This window comes from Thermococcus coalescens, assembly GCF_055392585.1.
Genome location: NZ_AP043764.1, coordinates 2,081,420 through 2,101,970, shown reverse-complemented (window position 1 = coordinate 2,101,970; position 20,551 = coordinate 2,081,420). Strand labels below are relative to the sequence as shown.

The 20,551-nt window shown below is 55.7% G+C and carries 20 protein-coding genes; 11 read left to right on the top strand and 9 right to left on the bottom strand.

The annotated features are described in order from the left end of the window. Window positions 1–44: 44 nt before the first annotated feature. Window positions 45–974, top strand: a complete 930-nt coding sequence (locus ACZ5M3_RS11655; RefSeq protein ID WP_464839686.1) for an NOL1/NOP2/sun family putative RNA methylase — start codon at window positions 45–47, stop codon at window positions 972–974. On the opposite strand, the gene ACZ5M3_RS11650 is transcribed toward ACZ5M3_RS11655, so the two are convergent. Together ACZ5M3_RS11650 and ACZ5M3_RS11645 are read right to left on the bottom strand one after the other, a co-directional pair. Beyond that, window positions 971–1,945 (bottom strand): hypothetical protein, encoded by a 975-nt coding sequence (locus ACZ5M3_RS11650; protein ID WP_464839685.1) that lies wholly within the window; start codon window positions 1,943–1,945, stop codon window positions 971–973. The genes ACZ5M3_RS11655 and ACZ5M3_RS11650 overlap by 4 nt on opposite strands. Continuing rightward, window positions 1,945–2,523 carry a metallophosphoesterase gene (locus ACZ5M3_RS11645; RefSeq protein ID WP_464839684.1) on the bottom strand — a complete coding sequence of 193 codons (579 nt, stop codon included), beginning with the start codon at window positions 2,521–2,523 and terminating at the stop codon, window positions 1,945–1,947. Before ACZ5M3_RS11645 ends, ACZ5M3_RS11650 begins: the two co-directional genes overlap by 1 nt. A 59-nt stretch (window positions 2,524–2,582) precedes the next feature. Here ACZ5M3_RS11645 and ACZ5M3_RS11640 point away from each other — a divergent pair, with 59 nt between their 5' ends. The 4 genes from ACZ5M3_RS11640 to ACZ5M3_RS11625 all read left to right on the top strand — a co-directional run bounded on the left by ACZ5M3_RS11640 (window position 2,583) and on the right by ACZ5M3_RS11625 (window position 6,278). Then, a complete protein-coding gene (locus ACZ5M3_RS11640; RefSeq protein ID WP_464839683.1) occupies window positions 2,583–3,671 on the top strand; it encodes a saccharopine dehydrogenase family protein in 1,089 nt (362 codons plus the stop codon). Then, on the top strand, window positions 3,649–4,308 hold the full coding sequence (locus tag ACZ5M3_RS11635) for a 16S rRNA methyltransferase (RefSeq protein WP_464839682.1): 660 nt from the start codon (window positions 3,649–3,651) through the stop codon (window positions 4,306–4,308). Before ACZ5M3_RS11640 ends, ACZ5M3_RS11635 begins: the two co-directional genes overlap by 23 nt. Window positions 4,309–4,413: 105 nt before the next feature. Then, complete coding sequence (locus tag ACZ5M3_RS11630; RefSeq protein ID WP_464839681.1) at window positions 4,414–5,793, top strand: sodium-dependent transporter; 1,380 nt, start codon at window positions 4,414–4,416, stop codon at window positions 5,791–5,793. A gap of 74 nt (window positions 5,794–5,867) precedes the next feature. Then, complete coding sequence (locus ACZ5M3_RS11625; protein ID WP_464839680.1) at window positions 5,868–6,278, top strand: translation initiation factor IF-5A; 411 nt, start codon at window positions 5,868–5,870, stop codon at window positions 6,276–6,278. A gap of 140 nt (window positions 6,279–6,418) precedes the next feature. Here the strand turns inward: ACZ5M3_RS11625 and ACZ5M3_RS11620 are convergent, their stop codons facing one another. The 4 genes from ACZ5M3_RS11620 to ACZ5M3_RS11605 are packed head-to-tail and all read right to left on the bottom strand — an operon-like array spanning window position 6,419 to window position 10,649. Further along, a complete protein-coding gene (locus tag ACZ5M3_RS11620) occupies window positions 6,419–7,492 on the bottom strand; it encodes an ABC transporter ATP-binding protein (RefSeq protein WP_464839679.1) in 1,074 nt (357 codons plus the stop codon). Then, a complete protein-coding gene (locus tag ACZ5M3_RS11615) occupies window positions 7,492–8,340 on the bottom strand; it encodes a carbohydrate ABC transporter permease (protein ID WP_464839678.1) in 849 nt (282 codons plus the stop codon). Before ACZ5M3_RS11615 ends, ACZ5M3_RS11620 begins: the two co-directional genes overlap by 1 nt. After that, complete coding sequence (locus ACZ5M3_RS11610) at window positions 8,337–9,278, bottom strand: carbohydrate ABC transporter permease (protein WP_464839677.1); 942 nt, start codon at window positions 9,276–9,278, stop codon at window positions 8,337–8,339. The genes ACZ5M3_RS11615 and ACZ5M3_RS11610 overlap by 4 nt, the downstream gene beginning before the upstream one ends. A gap of 9 nt (window positions 9,279–9,287) precedes the next feature. Continuing rightward, window positions 9,288–10,649, bottom strand: coding sequence for an ABC transporter substrate-binding protein (locus tag ACZ5M3_RS11605; protein WP_464839676.1), 1,362 nt, complete (start codon window positions 10,647–10,649; stop codon window positions 9,288–9,290). A gap of 159 nt (window positions 10,650–10,808) precedes the next feature. On the opposite strand from ACZ5M3_RS11605, the gene ACZ5M3_RS11600 reads away from it, so the two are divergent. The 4 genes from ACZ5M3_RS11600 to speB are packed head-to-tail and all read left to right on the top strand — an operon-like array spanning window position 10,809 to window position 15,734. Beyond that, entirely contained in the window at window positions 10,809–11,867 is a 1,059-nt protein-coding gene (locus tag ACZ5M3_RS11600; RefSeq protein WP_464839675.1) for a TrmB family transcriptional regulator, read from the top strand. A 10-nt stretch (window positions 11,868–11,877) separates the two neighbouring features. Continuing rightward, on the top strand, window positions 11,878–12,579 hold the full coding sequence (locus tag ACZ5M3_RS11595; RefSeq protein WP_464839674.1) for an HAD family hydrolase: 702 nt from the start codon (window positions 11,878–11,880) through the stop codon (window positions 12,577–12,579). After that, window positions 12,579–14,822: a glycoside hydrolase family 65 protein gene (locus ACZ5M3_RS11590; RefSeq protein WP_464839673.1), complete on the top strand. Its 2,244-nt coding sequence runs from the start codon at window positions 12,579–12,581 to the stop codon at window positions 14,820–14,822. Before ACZ5M3_RS11595 ends, ACZ5M3_RS11590 begins: the two co-directional genes overlap by 1 nt. A 51-nt stretch (window positions 14,823–14,873) precedes the next feature. Beyond that, window positions 14,874–15,734 (top strand): agmatinase, encoded by an 861-nt coding sequence (gene speB / locus ACZ5M3_RS11585; protein WP_464840951.1) that lies wholly within the window; start codon window positions 14,874–14,876, stop codon window positions 15,732–15,734. 46 nt (window positions 15,735–15,780) lie between these two features. Here speB and ACZ5M3_RS11580 read toward each other — a convergent pair whose 3' ends face one another. Further along, complete coding sequence (locus tag ACZ5M3_RS11580; protein WP_464839672.1) at window positions 15,781–17,112, bottom strand: cation:proton antiporter; 1,332 nt, start codon at window positions 17,110–17,112, stop codon at window positions 15,781–15,783. A 169-nt stretch (window positions 17,113–17,281) separates the two neighbouring features. Next, window positions 17,282–17,986 carry a hypothetical protein gene (locus ACZ5M3_RS11575; RefSeq protein WP_464839671.1) on the bottom strand — a complete coding sequence of 235 codons (705 nt, stop codon included), beginning with the start codon at window positions 17,984–17,986 and terminating at the stop codon, window positions 17,282–17,284. A gap of 219 nt (window positions 17,987–18,205) precedes the next feature. On the opposite strand from ACZ5M3_RS11575, the gene ACZ5M3_RS11570 reads away from it, so the two are divergent. Together ACZ5M3_RS11570 and ACZ5M3_RS11565 are read left to right on the top strand one after the other, a co-directional pair. After that, window positions 18,206–18,700 (top strand): CBS domain-containing protein, encoded by a 495-nt coding sequence (locus ACZ5M3_RS11570; protein ID WP_464840950.1) that lies wholly within the window; start codon window positions 18,206–18,208, stop codon window positions 18,698–18,700. Continuing rightward, a complete protein-coding gene (locus tag ACZ5M3_RS11565) occupies window positions 18,688–20,007 on the top strand; it encodes a cation:proton antiporter (RefSeq protein WP_464839670.1) in 1,320 nt (439 codons plus the stop codon). The genes ACZ5M3_RS11570 and ACZ5M3_RS11565 overlap by 13 nt, the downstream gene beginning before the upstream one ends. Window positions 20,008–20,023: 16 nt before the next feature. Here ACZ5M3_RS11565 and ACZ5M3_RS11560 read toward each other — a convergent pair whose 3' ends face one another. After that, window positions 20,024–20,494 (bottom strand): hypothetical protein, encoded by a 471-nt coding sequence (locus tag ACZ5M3_RS11560; protein WP_464839669.1) that lies wholly within the window; start codon window positions 20,492–20,494, stop codon window positions 20,024–20,026. Window positions 20,495–20,551 lie beyond the last annotated feature (57 nt).

Here is a 20,551-nt window from a genome sequence, read left to right as displayed (position 1 = left end):
TAATCTAACGAATAACCTTTAAACCCCCCTCCCAACTCCCGAACATGCTGGAAAAGTTGTTTTCCCTCGGCTACTCCAAGACCTTCGCCGAAAGGTATTACGAGCTCTGGGGCGAGAGGGCTTTAAGCATAGCTGAGGCGATGGAGAGGCCCCTTCCAAGGTGCTTCCGCGTGAACACGCTTAGAATTGAGGTTCCAAAGCTCACAAAGCTCCTCAACAAGAAGGGCTTTCAGTTCAAGCGCGTCCCCTGGGCTAGGGAGGGCTTCTGCCTCACGAGGGAGCCGTTCTCGATTACCTCAACGCCCGAATACCTCTCCGGCCTTCTCTACATTCAGGAGGCCAGCTCGATGTATCCGCCGGTGGCTCTGGAACCGAAGCCCGGTGAGGTAGTTGCCGACATGGCGGCCGCCCCCGGAGGTAAAACGAGCTACATGGCCCAGCTAATGGAGAATGAAGGCATAATCTACGCCTTCGATGTCGGTGAGGAGCGGCTGAAGGAGACGAGGCTGAACCTCTCGCGCCTCGGCGTTACCAACACGGTACTCTTCCACAGATCGTCGCTCTACATAGATGAGCTCGGCATCGAGTTCGACAAAATCCTCCTCGACGCACCGTGCACCGGCTCCGGAACCATCCACAAAAACCCGGAGAGGAAGGCCAACAGGACGATAGACGATGTGAAGTTCTGCCAGAACCTGCAGATGAAGCTCCTCGAAAAGGGGCTGAGCGTGCTGAAGAGGGGAGGCGTCCTCGTTTACTCCACCTGCTCCCTTGAGCCGGAGGAGAACGAGTTCGTTATCCAGTGGGTTCTCGACAGCTTTGACGTTGAACTGCTCCCCCTCCGCTATGGCGAGCCGGCTTTAACTAATCCCTTTGGGGTGGAGCTGAGCGGGGAGATAAAAAAGGCGAGGCGTTTTTACCCCGACAGGCACGGGACGAGCGGCTTCTTCGTTGCAAAAATAAAGAAGCTCTAATCATTTGACTCTGCTGCAAGCTTCTCGTCGAGTTCTCTGAGCCTCCTAAGGACGTCCCCGCTGAGGTGCTTCTCCAGCTCCTCCCTAGCGGCTTTGGCAAGCTCGAACTTGGAGTCGTACTTGCCGAGGGACGTCCAGTGTATCTTCTTACCCTCGACGAAAACGTCTATGTCGCAGAGTCTCTTGTAGCCGTGATACTCGATGCCCTTGAGCAGGAACTTGACGCGCACGGGGTCTTCCCAGGTCAGGAGCCGGAGCTTGTAGACCTGAACCCTCATAAATGGCCTCGGATAATCCCAGTCCCAGCCCTCGCCGACGACGAAGCCAAGGTCGAGATCCTCCATGACCATCAGTAGCCTCTCTATGTTCTCCTCGTAGCGCTTGTCGGTGTCGTAGACTTTAATGGTAATCTCCTTCCACTCGGGCATCAGCTTGAGCAGAAGGACTGGGACATCAAGGGTCAGCTCGCGGTAGACCTCAAGGAAGTCCCTCCTGATGAGAACGGCCCCCTCAACATCCTCCGGCCCGATTGGGGCATTGAGCTTCTTCCGGGTGACCCCTATAATGGTGTCCCCTGCCTCGCCTTCGTCGAAGGCTGTTCTTATGTCCATAATCTCCCCGCCGTACTTTCTGGCCAGAAGCTGAAGCCCCTCCTGAACCTTGTCAGGAACCCTCATGAGGATCAGCGTGCCCTCGACATGCACCTTCTCCACGGGGAGTTTCCGATTCACTATGGTGCTCAGAACGACCGGGGCGTGGCAGCCCAGGAGGAACGCCCTCTCCGGAGGAATCGTTTCCTTCTTCCACTCATCGGTAACGAAGACTATCGTCTCAAACTCCTTGCTGTTCCGGATGGCATCATCCGTCGGCATCTCCTCGACGCCGAAGACCTGGGAGATTGCCGCCTTAACGGCCTCCCCGTGAGGCGTTCGGAGGAAGATTATGGACGGTCCAAAGCGGAGAACCCTCATCACATACCCCTCCACATCTTGTAACCCCGATCGAAGTCGGTTCCACCGGGATACTTTACCTTGTACGTCCTCCTGCTAGGGAGGAGAACGAAGTTGACGCCGAGAACGCCGTTCAATCCCCCCTCAATCAGCTTGAAGTTGTGGCCGTAGAGCCTAAAGTCGGCTTCCCTGTTTGCGACATCCCTCCAGGTGTGGCCGAGGGCGAACCTGCTCCCCTCGATCTCGACGACCGTCCCGGGCTCAACGACGGAACCGCCGAAGAACTCCCGGAGGAGTCCGGGGTCATCCTCGTTGCCGGGGACGATGTAGAGAACCGCACCGGAACCTTTGAGGATACGCGCCAGTTTTCTCAGAGCGCCCCTGTAGCGGGGCACCAGCTCGGGCCTTCTCTCAAGCTTTACGTTGTCGGCCACGTCCCCGGTGTGGATTATGTAGTCAGGCCCGATCCTCTCTATGAGCTGCCCGATGAAGCGGTAAACGCTCTCCGGAGTGTCGCTTATGTGCATGACCTTAGTCTCATCGGAGGAAGAGAGCACTTCCAGCACCTTTTTCCGGAAGGTTGGCAGCTTGAACGGCATTGATGGGGGTAGGAGCAGGGCTTATATATACCTTCCCACAAGTTTCAAGGGGTGTTACCATGAAAGTTCTCGTTCTCGGTGCCGGAAACGTTGGGCGGGCAATAGCGTGGGATTTGAGGGAGGAGTTCGACGTCCACGTTGGAGACGTCAGTGGGGGGAGACTGAAGGCCGTTTCTGGGTTCGCAACCACTCTCAAGGTGAACGCGGCGAACTTCGATGAACTGGTCGATGTCATGAAGGGCTTCGAGCTGGTTGTTGGTGCCCTGCCGGGCAGGTTCGGGTACCAGTCCGTTAAGGCGGCCATAAGGGCTGGCGTTGACATGGTCGACGTTTCGTTCATGCCCGAAAATCCGCTGGAACTTCGCGATGAGGCCGAGAGGGCGCAGGTGACGGTCATATTCGATGCGGGCTTTGCTCCGGGACTGAGCCACATCCTGATGGGCAGGATATGGCAGGAGATGGACGAGCTGAGGGAGGGCTATATCTATGTCGGCGGCCTCCCGAAGGAGCCGAGGCCGCCGCTCTATTACAGAATTACATGGTCACCGAAGGATTTAATTGAGGAGTACACGAGGCCGGCGCGCGTGATAAGGAACCGGCGGATTACATCCGTCGATCCCCTCGAGAGGATTGAACGGGTCTCAATCGGCGACTTCGAGTTTGAGGCCTTTGTGAGCGACGGGCTGAGGAGCCTCCTGGAAAGCGTTCGCGCGGAGAGGCTTGAGGAGTGGACTCTCCGCTGGCCGGGGCATCTGGAGAGGATGAAGGTTCTGAGGGAGCTTGGATTTTTCAAGCCCGAGCACGTTGACAATACTCTCGACGTTATAGTCCCGCTCATGACCTACGAGAGCCCGGACTTCTCGATAATGCAGGTCATCGGGAAGGGCACCCTCGACGGGGAGCCAAAGGAGATTGGCTACCTCCTCTACGACGAGGAAAAAGATGGCTTCACCTCGATGAGCCGCGTTACTGGCTTCACCGCCGCGATAGTATCACGGCTCGTTGCCGAGGGTGGGTGCATATACGGCGTCATTCCCCCGGAGATACTGGGCATGCGCATAGACACCTTCACTAGGATAACCCAGGAGCTCGCCGAAAGGGGAATAACCATAGAGAGGTGGGAGAATGCTCCACCTGGTGATAGCTGAGGCGGAGCTTGAGCTGGCGCCCAGGGGCATACTGGACCACCCCGCGATAGTCAACCACGCAAAGCGGAGGGGAAAAAGGCCGGAAGAGGTCATCCTCGATGCCACCTACCACCACTCAGCTTTGAAAAAGCTCAAGGATGGGGACAGGAGGGGGAGGCCGGACATAGTCCACATCTGCCTGCTGAACGCGCTGGAGAGCATAGCTAACAAGGAAGGCCTGCTGAGGGTCTACGTCCACACGAGGAACGACGAGGTAATCTACATAAAGCCCGAAACCCGCATACCGAGGAACTACAACCGATTTGTCGGGCTGATGGAGAGCCTCTTCCAGAACCGCGCCGTTCCAAAGAACCTAGAACTGCTCCGCATGGAGAAAAAATCCCTCAGAGAGCTCATAGACGAGATAAACCCCGACGAGGTCTTCGTAATGCACGAGGAGGGAGAGCCGACGAAGCCAGCAGACTTCGGGAGAACCCTGGCCTCCATCGAAAACCCGGTGGTCATTGTTGGAGGATTCCCACACGGGGACTTTAGAAGCAAAATACTGGGAAAAAAGATAAGCCTTTACAAAGCCCCGTTGATGGCATGGACAGTCATGAACGAGATAATCATCAACTTTGAACATTGGGTCCCTTAAAAAAAGCGAAAAAGGGACATAATGTTTTTATATTACCTCGGGTTTAATTCCCCGTAAGCTTCCTTGAATAACAGGCTGGAAACATCTCCACGGGGGTGTGAATCGATGAGAAAAATAAGCTTCCTTATGGCGTTTTTGATAACAGGGTACATCCTCGGAATCTGGAACTTTCTGGTGCTGCCGAAGTACTACATAAACTTCGGACTGAAGGGGTTTCTGATATCGCTGATACCGATGCTTCTGGCGCTGTTTCTGATATACAGTGAGGCAGAGAGCACTAAACGCACCAGGTACCTGATATACGAGCTGTTCTTCAAGATATCCCGCACACCGGCACTGATATTCGTCCTCATCATGTTCCTGCTTGTGATGCTCGGAATCACCACCTACTACTCCTCCTACAGCCTCCTGTACATCCTCGGCGTCGGCCACAGGTACGTCCCGGTGATAGCCTTCGGAACGATACTCATCTCGGTGATCCTTCTTCTCCTCGCCAAGGGCAGGACTCTGGAAGTCATCTCAGTGCTTTCAGTGCTTTTCGTGCTCTTTGCAATAGCCTCCGCGGTCATCATCAGGAACCAGGCGCTCGACACCGTCACCGCCCCGCAGGCGGTTCACTACATGAAAAACGCAGTCTCGGCGATAACCTCCTTTGACCAGCCGCTATCCCTCAGGGGAGTCCTCTACATGCTCATTTCGGTGCTCATATCATTCGGCCTCGGTGCCGGCGTTTACTATGTGGTAGGAAGCTTTACCCCTGAGGAGCTCGACCTCAGAAAGGTTCTTGCGGCCGTTTTCGTCCTCCAGATAATACTGAGCTTCGCGGCAGCCTTCACCGTTGCCTACTCCCTCGGTGCCGCTTACCAGGGGTTCGGAAAGGCCTTCCACAACCCCAGCATTCCTGCGGAGGAGTCCATGAAGCTCTACCTCGGGTTCCAGAACCTCAAGGAGTACGCCACCAACAGCGAGAAGAGCCCGATGGACTCGATTGAAGTGTTCTATTCAATTCCGTACGTGCTCAGGGGCAACATCGCCAACGCCGACAGGTTAATATACCTCCTCATGCTGTCGCTCTATTTCGCCGGGCTGACCACCATCATAGTCCTCATAGAGATGGGCAGCCAGATACTCTCCGAGGTCATGCAACTTGGAAGGAGCAGAAGCCTGACGCTGGTGGCACTCCTCGGCCTTGTGCTCTCCGCAACGATGGTCATAGGCGACATCAGGACAATGTTCGTCGTGGTGCCCTTCAGCGTCGGTGCAATAATAGCCGCGGTCGAGGCATACCCGCTTCTCTCGGAGGAACTTGCACACAACAAAGGGGCGGTGGCTGGCATAATGGTTGTCCTCTTCCTCATGGGACTGCTCACGCTGTACTACGCGCTCAGGGCACCGAGCACCACCGTCAAGATAGGCGCACTCCTCGGTCTCGTCCTCCTCGTGCCGGTGTTTATGAACAGCATGCTGATGAAGACCCGCCGCTGACTCTTTCCTTTATTCAAAAATTTTTTAAAGACCCTTCCCAATCGGTTTTAGAACGCTTATGGGAGGTCTGAAAAATGGGAGACAAGACCAAGGTTCAGGTTAGCAAGCTCAAGCCGGGAAGGTACATCCTCATCGATGGAGAGCCCTGCAGGATCGGCAACATAACCGTTTCCTCGCCCGGAAAGCACGGCTCAGCCAAGGCCAGGATCGAGGCCGTTGGAATCTTCGACGGCAAGGTCAGGAGCATCGTCAAGCCCACCAGCGCAGAGGTTGACGTTCCGATCATCGACAAGAGAACCGCCCAGATCATCGCCATGACCCCTGACACCGTCCAGATCATGGACATGGAGACTTACGAGCTCTACGACGTCCCCCTTGAGACCGGCGTTGCCGACGAGATAAGGGATCAGCTCAGGGAGGGCATCAACGTCGAGTACTGGGAGACCCTCGGCAGGATCAAGATAATGAAGCTCAAGGGCGAGTGAGCCCCCTTCTACCTTTTAACTCCCCAGACTTTTCTCGGAAAGTTAAAAGTCGGGAGCCCCGCTCGCGAGCATTACACCTTCCGCTTTCAGCGAGAGTTCAAAAAGAGAAAAGAGCTGATTTAAGACAGCCAGCGCGGCAATCAGCCGTACAGCAGTTTTCCACTCTTGGGGTCGAAGATGTACATCCTGTCCGTCCTCGGTCTCCAGTAGACCTCCTCCCTGCCCCTCTCCACACCTTCCGGAAGCCTGAGTATGAGCTCCACACCGCCATAGGCGATGTGACCGTAGCTCTCCACGCCGAGCTTCTCAATACCGAGGAGGCTGCCCCTCACAAAGCCATCCTTCGGTTCGGGACTGACTTCAACGTGCTGGGGCCTGAAGCCGAGAACCGCGGTGCCGCGGACGTCTATGCTGGCGGGCAGTTCCAGCACGAACTCCCCGGCATCGAAGAGCACCCTTCCGTCCCTCTCCCAGACCTCGCCTTTCACGAGGTTCATGGGCGGGCTTCCCACGAACGTTGCAACGAAGGTGTTGGCGGGTTTGTAGAAAATCTCATCCGGCGTGCCCACCTGCTGGAGAACGCCCTTATCCATGACCGCTATCCTGTCTGCCATCGTCATCGCCTCAACCTGGTCATGGGTCACGTAGATGGTGGTTATCCCGAGGTCGTAGCTGAGGAGCTTTTTGAGCTCGAAGCGCATCTGGGTTCTTATCTTGGCGTCGAGGTTGCTAAGCGGCTCGTCGAGCAGGAACACCTCCGGTTCTCTCACGAGTGCCCTGGCAAGGGCCACACGCTGCTGCTGACCGCCGCTCAGTTCGCTCGGCTTTCGGTTGAGGAGGTCGGCTATTCCAAGGAACTCGGCTACCTCCCTGACGCGCCGTATCCTCTCCTGCTTCGGGACCTTCCACATCCTCAGCGGAAATTCTATGTTGCCGAAAACCGTCATGTGCGGATAGAGCGCATAGCTCTGGAAGACCATGGCGGTGTTCCTCTTGGTGGGGTCTATCTCGTTGACCAGCTGGTCGCCTATCCATATTTCCCCTTCGGTGGGTGTTTCGAGGCCGGCTATCATCCTGAGTGTCGTCGATTTTCCGCACCCGCTTGGCCCCAGGAGCACCATGAACTCCCCGTCCCTAACCTCAAGGTTCAGTCTGTTGACAGCGACCACTTCGCCAAACTTCTTGGTAACTTCCTTAAGCAGAACCCTCGCCATCAGCCTTTCCCTCCCGTAATGACTATACCCCTAATGAGATACCTGTTCAGCACGAGGAAGAGCAGTATCGTGGGTGCCGAAGCCACCAGCGAGCCCGCTATGATGGGGGTGTACTCCGTCCACATGCTCCTCTGGAAGGCAAAGCTGAGACCGACCGGCAGGGTGAAGTTTTCTGGCGAACGGAGGAAGATGAGCGGTCCGATGAAGGCGTTCCATGAACCGAGGAACTGGTAAACAGCGACCGCACCGAGGGCGGGCTTGGCCAGCGGCAGGGCTATGTAGAAGAACGCCTTTATCGGACCGCACCCATCCAAGCGGGCGGCTTCAAATATCTCGTTGGAGAGCGAGGTGAAGTACTGCCTCATGAGGAAGATGCTCGACACGTTCACTATTCCCAGCAGTGCCAGTCCGAAGATGTTGTCTATGAGGCCGAGCTTGTACATGATGATGTAGTTCGGAACCAGCGTGACGAACATTGGGATCATGAGGAGCGAGAGCAGTGCGGAGAAGATCACGTCCTTCCCCGGGAATTTGAGCCTGGCGAAGGCGTAGCCGGCCATACTGGTGAAGAGCACGTTGCCCGCGACTATCAGTCCCGCGTAGAGAGCAGTGTTGCGGATCCAGCGCGGGAACAGGTCGAGCCTGAAGAGCTTCTGGTAGTTTTCAAGCGTGAATGGGTTGGGAACCCACTCGGGGGGATAGGCAGAGGCCTGTGCCCACGTCATGAAGGAAGCGACAAGTGACCTGATGAAGGGCATCAGATAGACCAGTGCAAAGGTTATCAGCACGGCGTAGGTTATGGCAATCCAGATACGTCGGATGAGCCTCTCCTTCTCCTTCGGGGTCATCTCATAGCCCTCCCGTACTTCTTCTGGAATAGGTAGGTGGTCGTGAATATTATCGCGAACAGGAACCAGCTTTTGGCCGCGGCAACGCCGGGACGTATCCTGGTGAACGCTTCGTTGTAGATATCCAGCGCAACGGTGTAGCCTGCCCCTCCCGGGCCGCCGTTGGCCCCCGCCATTATCCACGCGAGGTCGAACATCTGGAGGGCTCCTATGAGCCCCATGACCACGACGTAGACGACCATCGGCCTGAGCATCGGGATCGTTATGAAGAAGAACCTCCTTATCGGGCCCGCACCGTCGAGCATTGCCGCCTCGTATATCTCCTTTGGAATAGCCTGCATTGCCGCCAGGAAGGACACCATGAAGTGGCCGCTGGTTCCCCAGATGGCGACGGTGGCTATGGCAAACAGGAGGTAGTCCTTGCTGTTTATCCAGTCCACCGGCTCAAAGCCCGGGATTACGTGGGCCAGGACGTAGTTTATGTAGCCATTCTTCATGAAGAGCCATATGAATATCAGCGCCACTATGACCGAGGAGGTCGTCGCAGGCAGGAAATAGGAGACCTTGAAGAACTGCTGTCCCCTGATCTTCTGGTTGGCAAAGGAAGCCAGCACTATTGCCAGGAAGGTCTGGATGGGCACGACGATGAGTGTGTAGAGCAGGATGTTCTTCAGGCCGGTGTAGAAGGGCACTAGAAGATAGGGAGCTCCATGAAGCCCCCTGATCAAGTCCCTTATCACGATCTCAAAGTTTTGAAGCCCGACGAACTGCATCTCGCCTATGTAGTCCCACTTGAAAAAGCTCAGATAGAAGGCAAAGAACATCGCGAAGTAACCAAAAACCAGGTTCAGAATAACGGCGATCGAGATGAGAGTTAATCCGGCTACAATCTCCTTATTCCTAGCCTTCTCGTAAAAGGAAGAAAAAGACGAAAACATGTTCTCACCTCAGCTGCTCAGCTCTTCCTGAACGACCTGCTTCATAACCTCAATGGCCTCGTCCACGCTCATCTCACCCCTCATCGCTGCGGCCATTGCATCGCTGAACTTGCCCTCAAGCGGTCCGGACTTCGGGCCCCAGAGGAAGACTATCATCTGGTCGTACTTGAAGGAGAGGGTCTTCTTGTGCTGCGGCCACATGTCGGGATCGTTCTCGAAGCCCTTTATGCTGGGCAGGGTCTGGCCACCCTTGACGACGAGCTCCTTCTGTCCCTCCGGCCCGAGGAGGAACTCAACGAACTTCCAGGCCTCCTGCGGGTGCTCCGTCTTGGCGTTTATTCCCAGAATGACGGTGTAGACCATGGTCACCCTTCCGTTCTTTCCGGCAGGAACGGGAGCGATGTCCCATTCCTCACCGTACTTGAAGTCGGGGAACTGGTCGGCGAGGAAGGGGATCATCCAATTTCCGCTGATGACCATTCCAACCTCCTGCTGGCCGAAGGCGTCACCAAGCCAGCCCGCCCCGACGTCGCTCGGCTGGACAACGTACGGGGTAAGTCCCTGGTTCTCCCTCTCTATCTTGCCCTTCCTGTAAAGGTCGATGTACCACGTGAGGGTCTCCTTTACGACCGGGTTGTCAAACCAGGAGGCATCCTCGGGCTTCTCGAACCATGGCTTGGGGGCACCGTTGCTGACCGCCACAGGGACGTACCTGTTAAATCCTCCGAGGTATATGGCCAGTCCGGGCTTTCCTGTCTTGTCGGCTATTATCCTGGCGTACTCCTCAAGCTCCTCCCAGGTTTCGGGCGGCCTGGTGAGACCCGCCTGCTCGAAGAGCTTCTTGTTGTAGAAGAGGGCCAGCATGCTCCAGTCCTTCGGCAGGCCGTAGAGCTTCCCGTCCTTCATGAAGGGCTCCAGCAGGAACGGATAGAACTGGTCAATGAAGCTCTGGTCGGCGAGGTCGGATATCGGATAGAGGGCGCCCTTGTCGATGAATATCGGGGCCCAGGCACTGTCAACGTAGAAGACATCTGGGGCAACTCCAGCACCGTAGGATGCCAGAATGTTCTCATGGAACATCTGGGTGATGACCTCGTACTTGATGCCGATGTTGGGGTTCTGCTCCTCGAAAGCTTTAATCATCTTCTCGTAGTTCTTCATCTCGGTTTCTCCTGCGCTCCAACCGGCGAACCTTACGAAAACCTTTTCCTGCACCTGCGTCTCGACCTTGGTCTCGGTTTTGACCTTGGTCTCCGTGACGGTAGCCGGCGTTTGGGTTCCGGTCTGCCCTCCGCCGCCGATGCACCCGGCAGCCACTACTGCCAAAAGCAGAACAAAAACCAAAAGACCACCAGCAAGGACTTTTTTCATACCTCCTCACCCCTCGACATACGTGCATGGAATAATATGGGCATTCAATGTTTATACTACAATACTATTATATAAACCTTACTGAATTAGTATCCAATATATTTAAATAGTATTGAAGCTCAAAAATACGTAGTAGCAGTGACCTGTGGAGGGGTGCAAATGGAAAATTATGCTTTTTTGATTGAAAAACTGCAGGAACTCGGGCTCACCAAAAGGGAGGCTGAGGTTTACCTCACGATCCTCGTAAAGGACGGGGCCACCGTGAAGGAGCTTCTTGAGTCCCTCGACATTCACCAGCCACAGCTCTACAACATCATCCAGAGCCTGATACGTAAGGGATTCATCAGGGCATCCGCCGGAAGGCCGAGGGTCTATACGGCGAGCGATATAGGCGCCCTCATCGACATCCAGAAGATGAAGTTTGACCTCCTCAGGAGCGTCCTCCAGGAGGAACTTATGAAGATCAAGGGGAGAACCGAGGAAGAGGGGCCCTACATTTCGCTTGTGAGGAGCCTGGAGGGCGTCTTGGCAAGCGTTATAGAGGTAATAAACTCCGCGGAGGTCGAGATCAGAGCCGAGCTTCCCTATCCTGTCTTCAGGGAGCTCAAACCCTACCTGCTGGGGGCCCTCCAGAGGGGAGTGAACCTGTACCTTCTGGTTTATCCTACCATAGGCACCCCGGAGGAGTTCGAGAGGTTCAGGGACCAGGTCAAGATACGAACCTTTGATCTCGGGAACTTCCTCCTCGTCATATCTGACCTCTCAAGTGCGGTTTACTCAAAACGGCGCTTCTTCAGCGTCCCCAAGCTTCCGATCTCCAGCAACGAGATCTACGGGTACGTGATACAGGAAAAAGACCTCCTCCTCAGGCTTCTCAACATCCACAACAACCTCTGGCTCAAGTCAAAGGAGGTCATGGGCTGGATTCCCAGGGCCGAGCTGTATCCCAAGGTATTCATCGAGTTCTCGATGGCGCTCAACGAGCTTGAGACCCTGTTGAAGCTTGGCTACACCCCCACGGTGACCGTGGAGGGCAGGGACGTTAAGAGCGGCTACCCCGTGAGCATCACCGGAAAGGTGCGTTCGATAAACCGTTTCGGGATAGTCAGCAACTTCGTCCTCGAAAGCGAGAACGGAACCTTTACCGTCGGGGGTTTTGATGCAGAGGTGGAGGACATCGAGGCACAGAGGGTTGTCATCAGGGAGATAAAGAAATAAGGTGGCAGCGATGTCAAGGATAGCACTGATATGGGACTTCGATGGGGTTCTCGTTTACACGCCCCACGAGGAGGCCTGGAGAAAGGCGGCGGAGATCTACGGGGCCAAAATCGACCATGAGTTCTACGTGAGGTACGTCTCAGGGAAGCCGCGCTACGAGGGTGCTCACAACATACTGGAGCTGACGGGCATCTACGAGCGCTACGGTGCCGACAGCGAGGAAGAGAGGAAGAAACTCCTCACGGAGTTCGCCGAGTTCAAGAACAGGATGGTCAACGAGATGTTCGACAGGGGGGAGTACGAGGTCAACCATGGGGCCGTAGAGTTTCTGATGAGGGCAAGGGAACTGGGAATACCGAGCGCCCTGGCTTCCGCCTCAAAGAACGCCCCGAGGCTGGCGGAAAAGGTCAGGGTTGGGGATAAGAGGCTGATAGACCTCTTCGATGTCAACGTCAGCGGCATGGCACCCAGCAAGAAGGAGGTATTCCGGCTGGCAAGGGAAAAGCTCGTGAAAATGTTCCCGGAGGTGGAGTCCTTCTTCGTAGTTGAGGATGCCCCCGCGGGCGTGAAGGCCGCCAAGGAGCTCGGAATGCTTGTTCTGGGATACGAAAGAGAGGCGGAGCTCGAGGGGGCAGACCTGAGGTTCAGGGACTTTGAGGAGGTCTCCATCGAGCGGCTGTTAGGGCTGAGCGAAGGGAAGGAGGGGGGCTGATGAAGTTTCGGTTTAAGCTCTCCCGGTATTCACCCGAAGAGGAAGCGGTCTACGGGACGATACTGACCTTGGGAAACGGGCACCTCGGTGTTCGGGGCGAAGTTGAGCTTGAACCAACGGTATACGGCACGACCATAGCGGGTGTTTATGATGATGCCCCTTACTTCTACCGTGAAATAGTCAACGCCCCCAGGGTCGTGGGCCTTCAGCTGATGTTCAACGGTGAGCCCCTAAACCTGAGCACCCACAGAATTCTGCGCTACGAGAGGGAGCTGGACATAAAAAAAGGAACCCTGAAAACGTGGGTGGAGCTTGAAACCAAAAAAGGTGTTAGAATCGGCTATGAGAGCACGCGGATAGTCCACGGAAGGAGAAAAAACCTTGTTATTATGAAGTTCAAATTTAAGGCCAGTCAGGACGGTCTCCTCACGATACTGAGCCCTATAGAGCTCGACACGGCCAATCCCTCCTACAGGGGGGAGATACTCGTTAGGCACTATTCCGTGGAGGAGGTGGACTGCGATGGAGAGGGAGTGTATGCCCACGTCAGGACGCTGGACGGGAGGTACCACGTGGGCATAGCCAGCTCAATCTTCACCCCCGTGAAGCACGAGAGGAGCACCGTAAAGAGCACCAGGCTCATAGGAGAGGTTCTAACGCTGAACGTTGAGGGTAGAAGAGAGTACGAGTTCGTGAAATACGTCGTCGTGTCTTCCAGCGGCGGAAACGACATGAAGAGTGCCGTTCTTGAGGAGCTCCGGGGGAGCAAACGGGCGGGTTTTGAACAGCTATACGAGGAACACGTGAGCCACTGGGACAGGATCTGGGAGAGGGCCTGGGTGGACATAGAGGGCGACGAAGATGCCGAGAGGGGGCTTGCGTTCAGCCTCTTCCATCTGGTGCAGTCGCTTCCCCACGACAGCAGCATATCACTGACCGCGAGGGGGATACACGGCTTTGGCTACCGTGGGCACGTCTTCTGGGACACCGAAATCTACGCACTCCCGTTCTTCATGGCAACGATGCCCGAGGAAGCCCGGAGGATGCTCGTTTACAGGTACAACAACCTCAATGCAGCCAGGGAAAATGCGAGGCTCAACGGCTACGAGGGCGCGCAGTTTCCGTGGGAATCGGCCGACGACGGCAGAGAAGCAACACCCTCCCTCGTGCCGCTGGACATGAGGGGGGAGAGGATGGTGAGGATATACACCGGGGAGGAGGAGCACCACATAACGGCAGACATAGCCTACACCGTTGACCTCTACTACCGCCTTACCGGGGACGAGGAGTTCATGACCCGCCACGGGCTTGAGATCATCCTGGAAACGGCGCGCTTCTGGGCGAGCAGGGTGAGGTACGACGATGAAAGGGGCTACGTGATAGAGAGGGTCATCGGGCCGGATGAGTACCACGAGCACGTCAACAACAGCTTCTTCACCAACCTGATGGCCAGGCACAACCTGCTCCTCGGAGTCTCGTACTTCAGAGAGGGCCTTGGAAAGGACAGGTGGAGGGAGGTCATCGAGAGAACCGGGGTGACCGAGGGAGAAGTTCAGAAATGGCTTGAGATAGCTGAAGGGCTGTACATCCCACCTCAAACCGGTGACGGGGTTTACGAGGAGTTCGACGGGTATTTTGCACTGAGGGACTACACGGTTGACCCCTACGGCCTGGGGGAGGGAAGACTGCCGGAGGAGATAAGGAGAGACCTCGGCAGAACCCGACTCATCAAGCAGGCGGACGTCATAGCCGCCCAGTACCTCCTGAAGGACTGGTTTGACCTGGACACCATCAGGAGGAACTTCGAGTACTATATCGTCAGGACAACCCACGCGTCTTCACTCTCAATGCCCACCTACGCCATAGTCGCGTCGTGGCTCGGGGACATGGAGCTCGCGTACGACTACTTCATGAAGTGCGCCTACATAGACCTGAAGAACATCTACGGGAACACCGCGGACGGGTTCCACCTGGCAACCGCCGGAGGTCTGTGGCAGATACTCTTCAGGGGCTTTTGCGGTGTCGATTTCAAGGGAGACACGCTGAAGATCAGCCCGAACCTCCCGGAAAAATGGGGGTCAGTGAGGCTGAGGTTCTTCTTCAGGGGCTCGTGGCTTGAGCTGAGGGTGAAGCACGGCGAAGTCCGCATAAAGATGTTAGAGGGCACGAAACCGATACATGTGGAAGCCTTCGGAAGTGGAGCGGTTCTTCAGCCGGGGGGAGAGGCCGTACTCCGGCCCTAGCCCCCACAAAGGTTTTTAATCGTGCCCTCAGAAATCTCCCCGGTGGGAGGGATGGAGTTCCTTTACACGTACGAGACGCTCAAGCTTGAATTTCCGCTCTCCGAGCCGGAAAGGGCAATGTTCGTAATCCTGGGCATCCCCTTTGATGGGACAACCAGCTTTAAGCCCGGGGCGAGGTTCGGGCCAACCCTGATCAGGCATGCTACCCTCAACCTTGAGAGCTACATCCTCGACTATGATGTTGACATATCCGAGCTCCCCATAGCGGACATAGGGGACATCGCCGTCGTCGCAGGAGACCCCCGGAAGACTGCAGACAGGGTCAGGGAGACCCTTGAAGAGCTCAAACGGATAAACCCCAACGCCCTGCCGATACTCCTCGGCGGCGAGCACTCCCAGACCCTCGGGGCCGTTGAGGCGCTTAGGCCGGCCAGCTACGTCGTCTTCGACGCCCACCTAGATCTGAGGGACAGCTACGAGGACAACCCCTACAACCACGCCTGCGTGGCGAGGAGGGTAGGGGAGCTCGGAATAAGGGAAGCGATGTTTGGGATAAGGAGCGGGACGAGGGAAGAGGTCATCTACGCAGAGGAGAACGGAATCCCGTGGGTGCACGCGAGGGATTACGACTTCGATGCCTTCGTCGAACTGGTGAAGCCACTCCCCGAGCCGGTGTACCTCTCGATTGACATAGACGTCTTCGACCTTTCGCTCGTCCCATCAACCGGAACCCCCGAGGCCGGCGGACTGGACTTCTGGGAAGTCGTGGAGGCCATGGAGTGGCTCGTGGAAAACAAGAGCATAGCGGGCTTTGACATAATGGAGGTCGGCGGGGAGAACCTGGGTGACATCACTGCCCTGACGGCTGCGAAGCTCCTCTTCCACTTCCTAGGAGCGAGGGGCAGTCTCTAGCAATCATTGTTTCTTTTAAGGATCACAACAAATTGAAAAAGAAAAATCAGGAAGCTTTCAGCTCGTGCTTCCTCTTCTCGTAGCTCTTCATCCTGTCCTGCACTGTCTCGGTTTCAAGCAGCTTCGTCCTGAGGAACGGCAGCCACAGGGTCTCCGTTATGACGGATGCAAGGACGACTATGACCGTGGTGGCCAGGATAACATCGCCCCAGTACACGCTGAGCTCGCCACCGGGGTACTTCATCGCGAGGGACAGGGGGAGTGCCGCCAGGGCGGAGGGCACTATGCCCCTGGGCCCTTCGAGGGCTATGAAGAGATATTCCCTTGGATCCCACCATTTGAGAAGGGGAAGCGCTGCGAGGGGCCTCGCAACCACCATGATGAAGAAGGCCACAAGGATGCCCTTCAGGATATTTCCGGTCAGGAGGTCGAGATTCAGGCTGGCCCCAAGGAGCACGAAGATAAACACCGTGGCTATAGCTGCGAGGCTCTCGTTGAACTCGACCTCCTTCTCCACCGCCCTGAGCACTCTGTCCATGATGGCGGGGTTCTCCCTTTTTCCTATTATTTTGTAGTTCCCGAGGACTATCCCAGTGACCGTTGCGACGAGGTACCCGGAGGCCTGGAGGGACTCCCCGAGGAAGAAGCCGGTGAAGGCCAGGAGGAGCGAGAATATCTCTATCTCCGGGAACTCAAATATGGAGGTTCTCTTGATGAACCAGTAGCCGAACATTCCAAGAACGAAGCCAACCGCTATGGACACCACGACCTCGTAAAGGAAGTACAGGAAGGCCCCACCGTAGAGGCCGGCCACCGAACTCAGTGAGGCAAAGATACCGCCGCTGGCCTGGGGAACGAACATCGCTATCGCGACGGTTGTCAGGACTATGCCGAGGGGGTCGTTGAATATGGACTCCGTTACTATGGTCGTCTCGATGTCCTGCTTAACCCTGTGCTGGCGGAAGAGGGGTATCAGCGTCGCCGGGTCAGTGGCACTTATTATGGCGCCGAAGAGGAAGCCGACAAGAAACGGGGCATCAAAGACCCATGAAAAGAACCATGCAGAGAGAAGAGCCGTTACCAGAAGTCCGACCGTGTCGAGAGTCACTATCGTGCTCATGTTCCTTTTTAGCATCCTCCAGCTCAGATTGTGCCCCTTGGTAAAGAGTATCATCACCAGCCCAAAGACCCTGACGTAGTCAAAGAGCTCATGCGCAACTTCCCTCGGCACCCACATGGTTATCGGGCCAAGAACCATTCCGAATACTATGAAGAGAGGAACGTAGGATATGTTGAACCGTCTGCTGAGAAGCATTGAGATTATACCCGCACCGAGTACCGCTATGAGCACCCTCGCTATAACATCCGTTGGTACCATTGGAATCTCCCCCGTTCTTTGGCCGGGGTTCTACGGGGAATATTTAAACGTTTGGTCTGTTTGGCACTCTCAGGCGCGGCAGATTGGCTGGTACAATGCTCTAAATGTTACTTTCATGCCCATTGAAGCCAGCAAACCCATGAACGGACATCGATCGAAGGAAACGTGCTCATTTCCGCACACGCCCTGGCTGAGAGAGTATGTTGACGGCCCCACTCTCCGAGCTTACAGGGGCGTTTTCGAGGGGTTTCTTCATCGAATAGGGATACTCCCACTTAGTCACCAGCAGAATTCCTGTAACGAAGCCAAGAACCTCCATAACAACGTCCTGGGTTTTGTTCTGGAGCGTCTCGTAGAGCCAGGGCATACCCGGCTGGAGTAGTACCTCAAAGAACTCCCAGGCCACCCCAACCAGAACCAAGGCAGACAGACTTATTGAGACTATCCTCAATGGACTCCAGTTTAGATTGTATGTCCTCGACGATTCCAGGACAACCTCATTGAATATCGTCCAAGTAACCAGCCCGCCCAGGTAGTGGCTCGGTATGTCGGCGCCCCTCCACACCTGGTTGTAAAGGTCAAGTCGCAGAAAAGGCACGTTCAGAAAAGTTATGTGTGCGGCCATGAAGATCGCAAAGAGCGTGTAGATACCATCGTTGTAGAATGGACTGACCCACGGCCATATTCTCCTGCTTGGATGGGGGTGCACCTTCCGGACAATACCGGGGACGAAGAGGGCAAGAAGTCCTGCGGAGGCACTGACTATCTGGTCAAACTTACCGTACATGAGGGCGCTGATGAGTCCGAAGAAGACGATGGCCCTGGCGACCGTAATGATTCCCCTTTCCCACGTCCACATCGAAAACTCCCCCACCGTACTTCATAATCCGCAAGTCCTTATATACCTTCCTGCAAAGAGAGATTTTCAACTCAAACTTAATAAACCGAAGTACAAACTTACACGGAGGTTGGATGGAACGTATCGGGATAAACGTGATAATTGGTACAATGTTCTAAACGTTGCCTCGATGTCCCGTTAGGCCCACAAAGTCTTAAATAGAACTTTTTTCATCTTTCAGAATTGGTGATCGCCATGGAAGTCGAGTCCGCCCTTGAGAGCTTCCACTCACTCACTCTGACCGATATCATGCCCCGGTTCGAGACGATGCCCATAGTCACCGCGGATGCCGACCTGCTCAGCGTCCTCAAGATACTGAGGAGCAGGCACCATGTCTGGGTCGTTGACAGCAGGGAGAACATGAAGCTCGTGGGCGTCATCAGGTACATCGACGTTATAGACGTCCTTCTTCCCCCTGAGGCCCACAAGTTCAAGCTGGGGATGACCAGCAAGATAATGCGCTCGATGCTCGGCGGCGCCACCAAGGCGGAGGACGTCGCTGAGAGGCACGTGCTCACGATAGACAAAGACGCCACCGTTCTCGACGCCCTGATGAAGATGCGCAAGTACAGAATACAGGTGCTGGCCGTCGTGAAGGACGGAAAGCTGGTCGGCGAGGTGAGCCTGCGCATACTGATAGACGAGCTGCTGAGACTGCTCCGGGTGGGTGGCGCGCAATGGAAACGGTGACCTGGCTCCTGTTCGCCATAGGAATATCCCTGATCCTGGCGAAGATAGGGGACAGCATAATAGAGAGGCTTGAGCTACCGGGCGTTCTTGGAGAGCTCCTTATGGGGATGATCCTCGGAAACCTCGTCTATTTTGGGATGGTCGCTCCCCAGTACCTCCCGATAGTCAGCGGAGAGGGCTTTACCACAGATTTGACCGTCGTTTCCAACTTTCTGGCCAAGCTGGGCATAATATTCCTGCTGTTCCTCGGTGCCCTCGACGCTGACATCGAGCAGCTTAAGAAAACCGGACTCACCGCAACGGTCTCCACCCTCCTGGGAGTCTTTGTGCCGCTCTTCATAGGCTGGTTTGCCCTCATGGAGATGGGATACCCGAGCAGGGAAGCCTTCGCGGGGGGTGTCCTGCTGACGGCCACGAGCATCGGGCTGACGGTCAGGGTAATGATGGACTTGGGCGTGCTCAAGAGTGAGGTCGGAGCCGCTTCGCTCAGCGCGAGTGTTATGGACGACTTTCTCGGCATAGCGCTCGTCATATTCGCCGTTGGAAGCGGGAGCCTTATAGAACTGAGTGAAAAAATAGTGGCCTTCTTCGTGATAACCGGCGTCCTCTGGTGGTTCCTCGTTGAGCACTACATAAAATTCGCCGAGAGGCTGCACGTCGAGAAGGGCATACTGGGAACCGTTCTTGGCATGATGTTTCTCTTCGCGGCCCTCGCCGAGGGCTGGTTTGCGGCCGCCATCGAAGGAGCGTTTATGATGGGCCTCGTGCTCTCAAAGCTCCCCGAAGGAAAGCGCATCATGGAGGACGTAAAGGCCATAGGCTACGGCCTGCTCATACCCTTCTTCTTCGTCCACACTGGAGCGATGTTGAACCTTACGGTATTTGAGAACGCGAAGGCCCTCGTTCTGGCCGCAGTGCTGACCGTCATAGCGGTCTTTGGAAAGGTCGCCGGAAGGGGATTCGGGGCATGGATAACGGCCTGGGGAAGGGGAAGGGCGTTCCTTTTCACCAGGGAGAACTTCTGGATGTCCCTCCAGATGGGTATAGGCTCGGTTCCGAGAACGGAGGTCGCCCTCGTTGACCTCATGGTGGCAATACACGGGGGCGCGATCAGCCCACAGCATGCCCCGGAGTTCATAGCGGCGACGCTGATATTTATAACGGTCTCGGTGCTGATAACGCCGCCCCTGCTCAAATGGGCGTTCAAGAGAGAAATCGAGGAGAGCAGGAGTACAAAAGCGGCCCAGAAGGTCGAGAGGATACAGGCAACCAAAGAAAAGATAAGGGAAATAAAGGGCTCATCCTGAGCCTTTTCCTTTACAATCAGCCGAAGAATGCTCCCATGGCGCTCATTTCCTCTTCGCTCATGGACTTTATCCTGAACTCAGGCATCTTGGGGAGAAGAGCCTCGTACTCCTCTCCTGTTATCTCCTCGACCCGCCCGTTCTTGATGTGGTAGAACATGCCGTAGTCCGGGTCGCGGTACGCAACGAGGAACTCCCCAACCTCAACGTCATCGAAGCTCACGAAGATTACGTTACCCCCGGTGTAGGGCTTCCTGCACTTGAACGGGAAGCTTGAGGAGTTAAGCATCGCGTCTCCAAGGGCCTGGTTGGCCTTTTCCCCGTTTATCTCGGTCCAGAACTTTCTGCCTTCAAAGTCGCCCTCAACGACGATGAGGAACCTCTTCCCATCGAGCTCGACGATGGGGGCACCTTTCTGCGCGAGTATCCTAAAGAGCTCACCTATGGTCTCGGCATTTCTGAGGGAAGCAACAAATCCTTCAACCTTCATAGTCCCACCAGAGACCCTTCCGCGTGAAGGGTATAAAAGCTTAAGCTTTTTATTTGT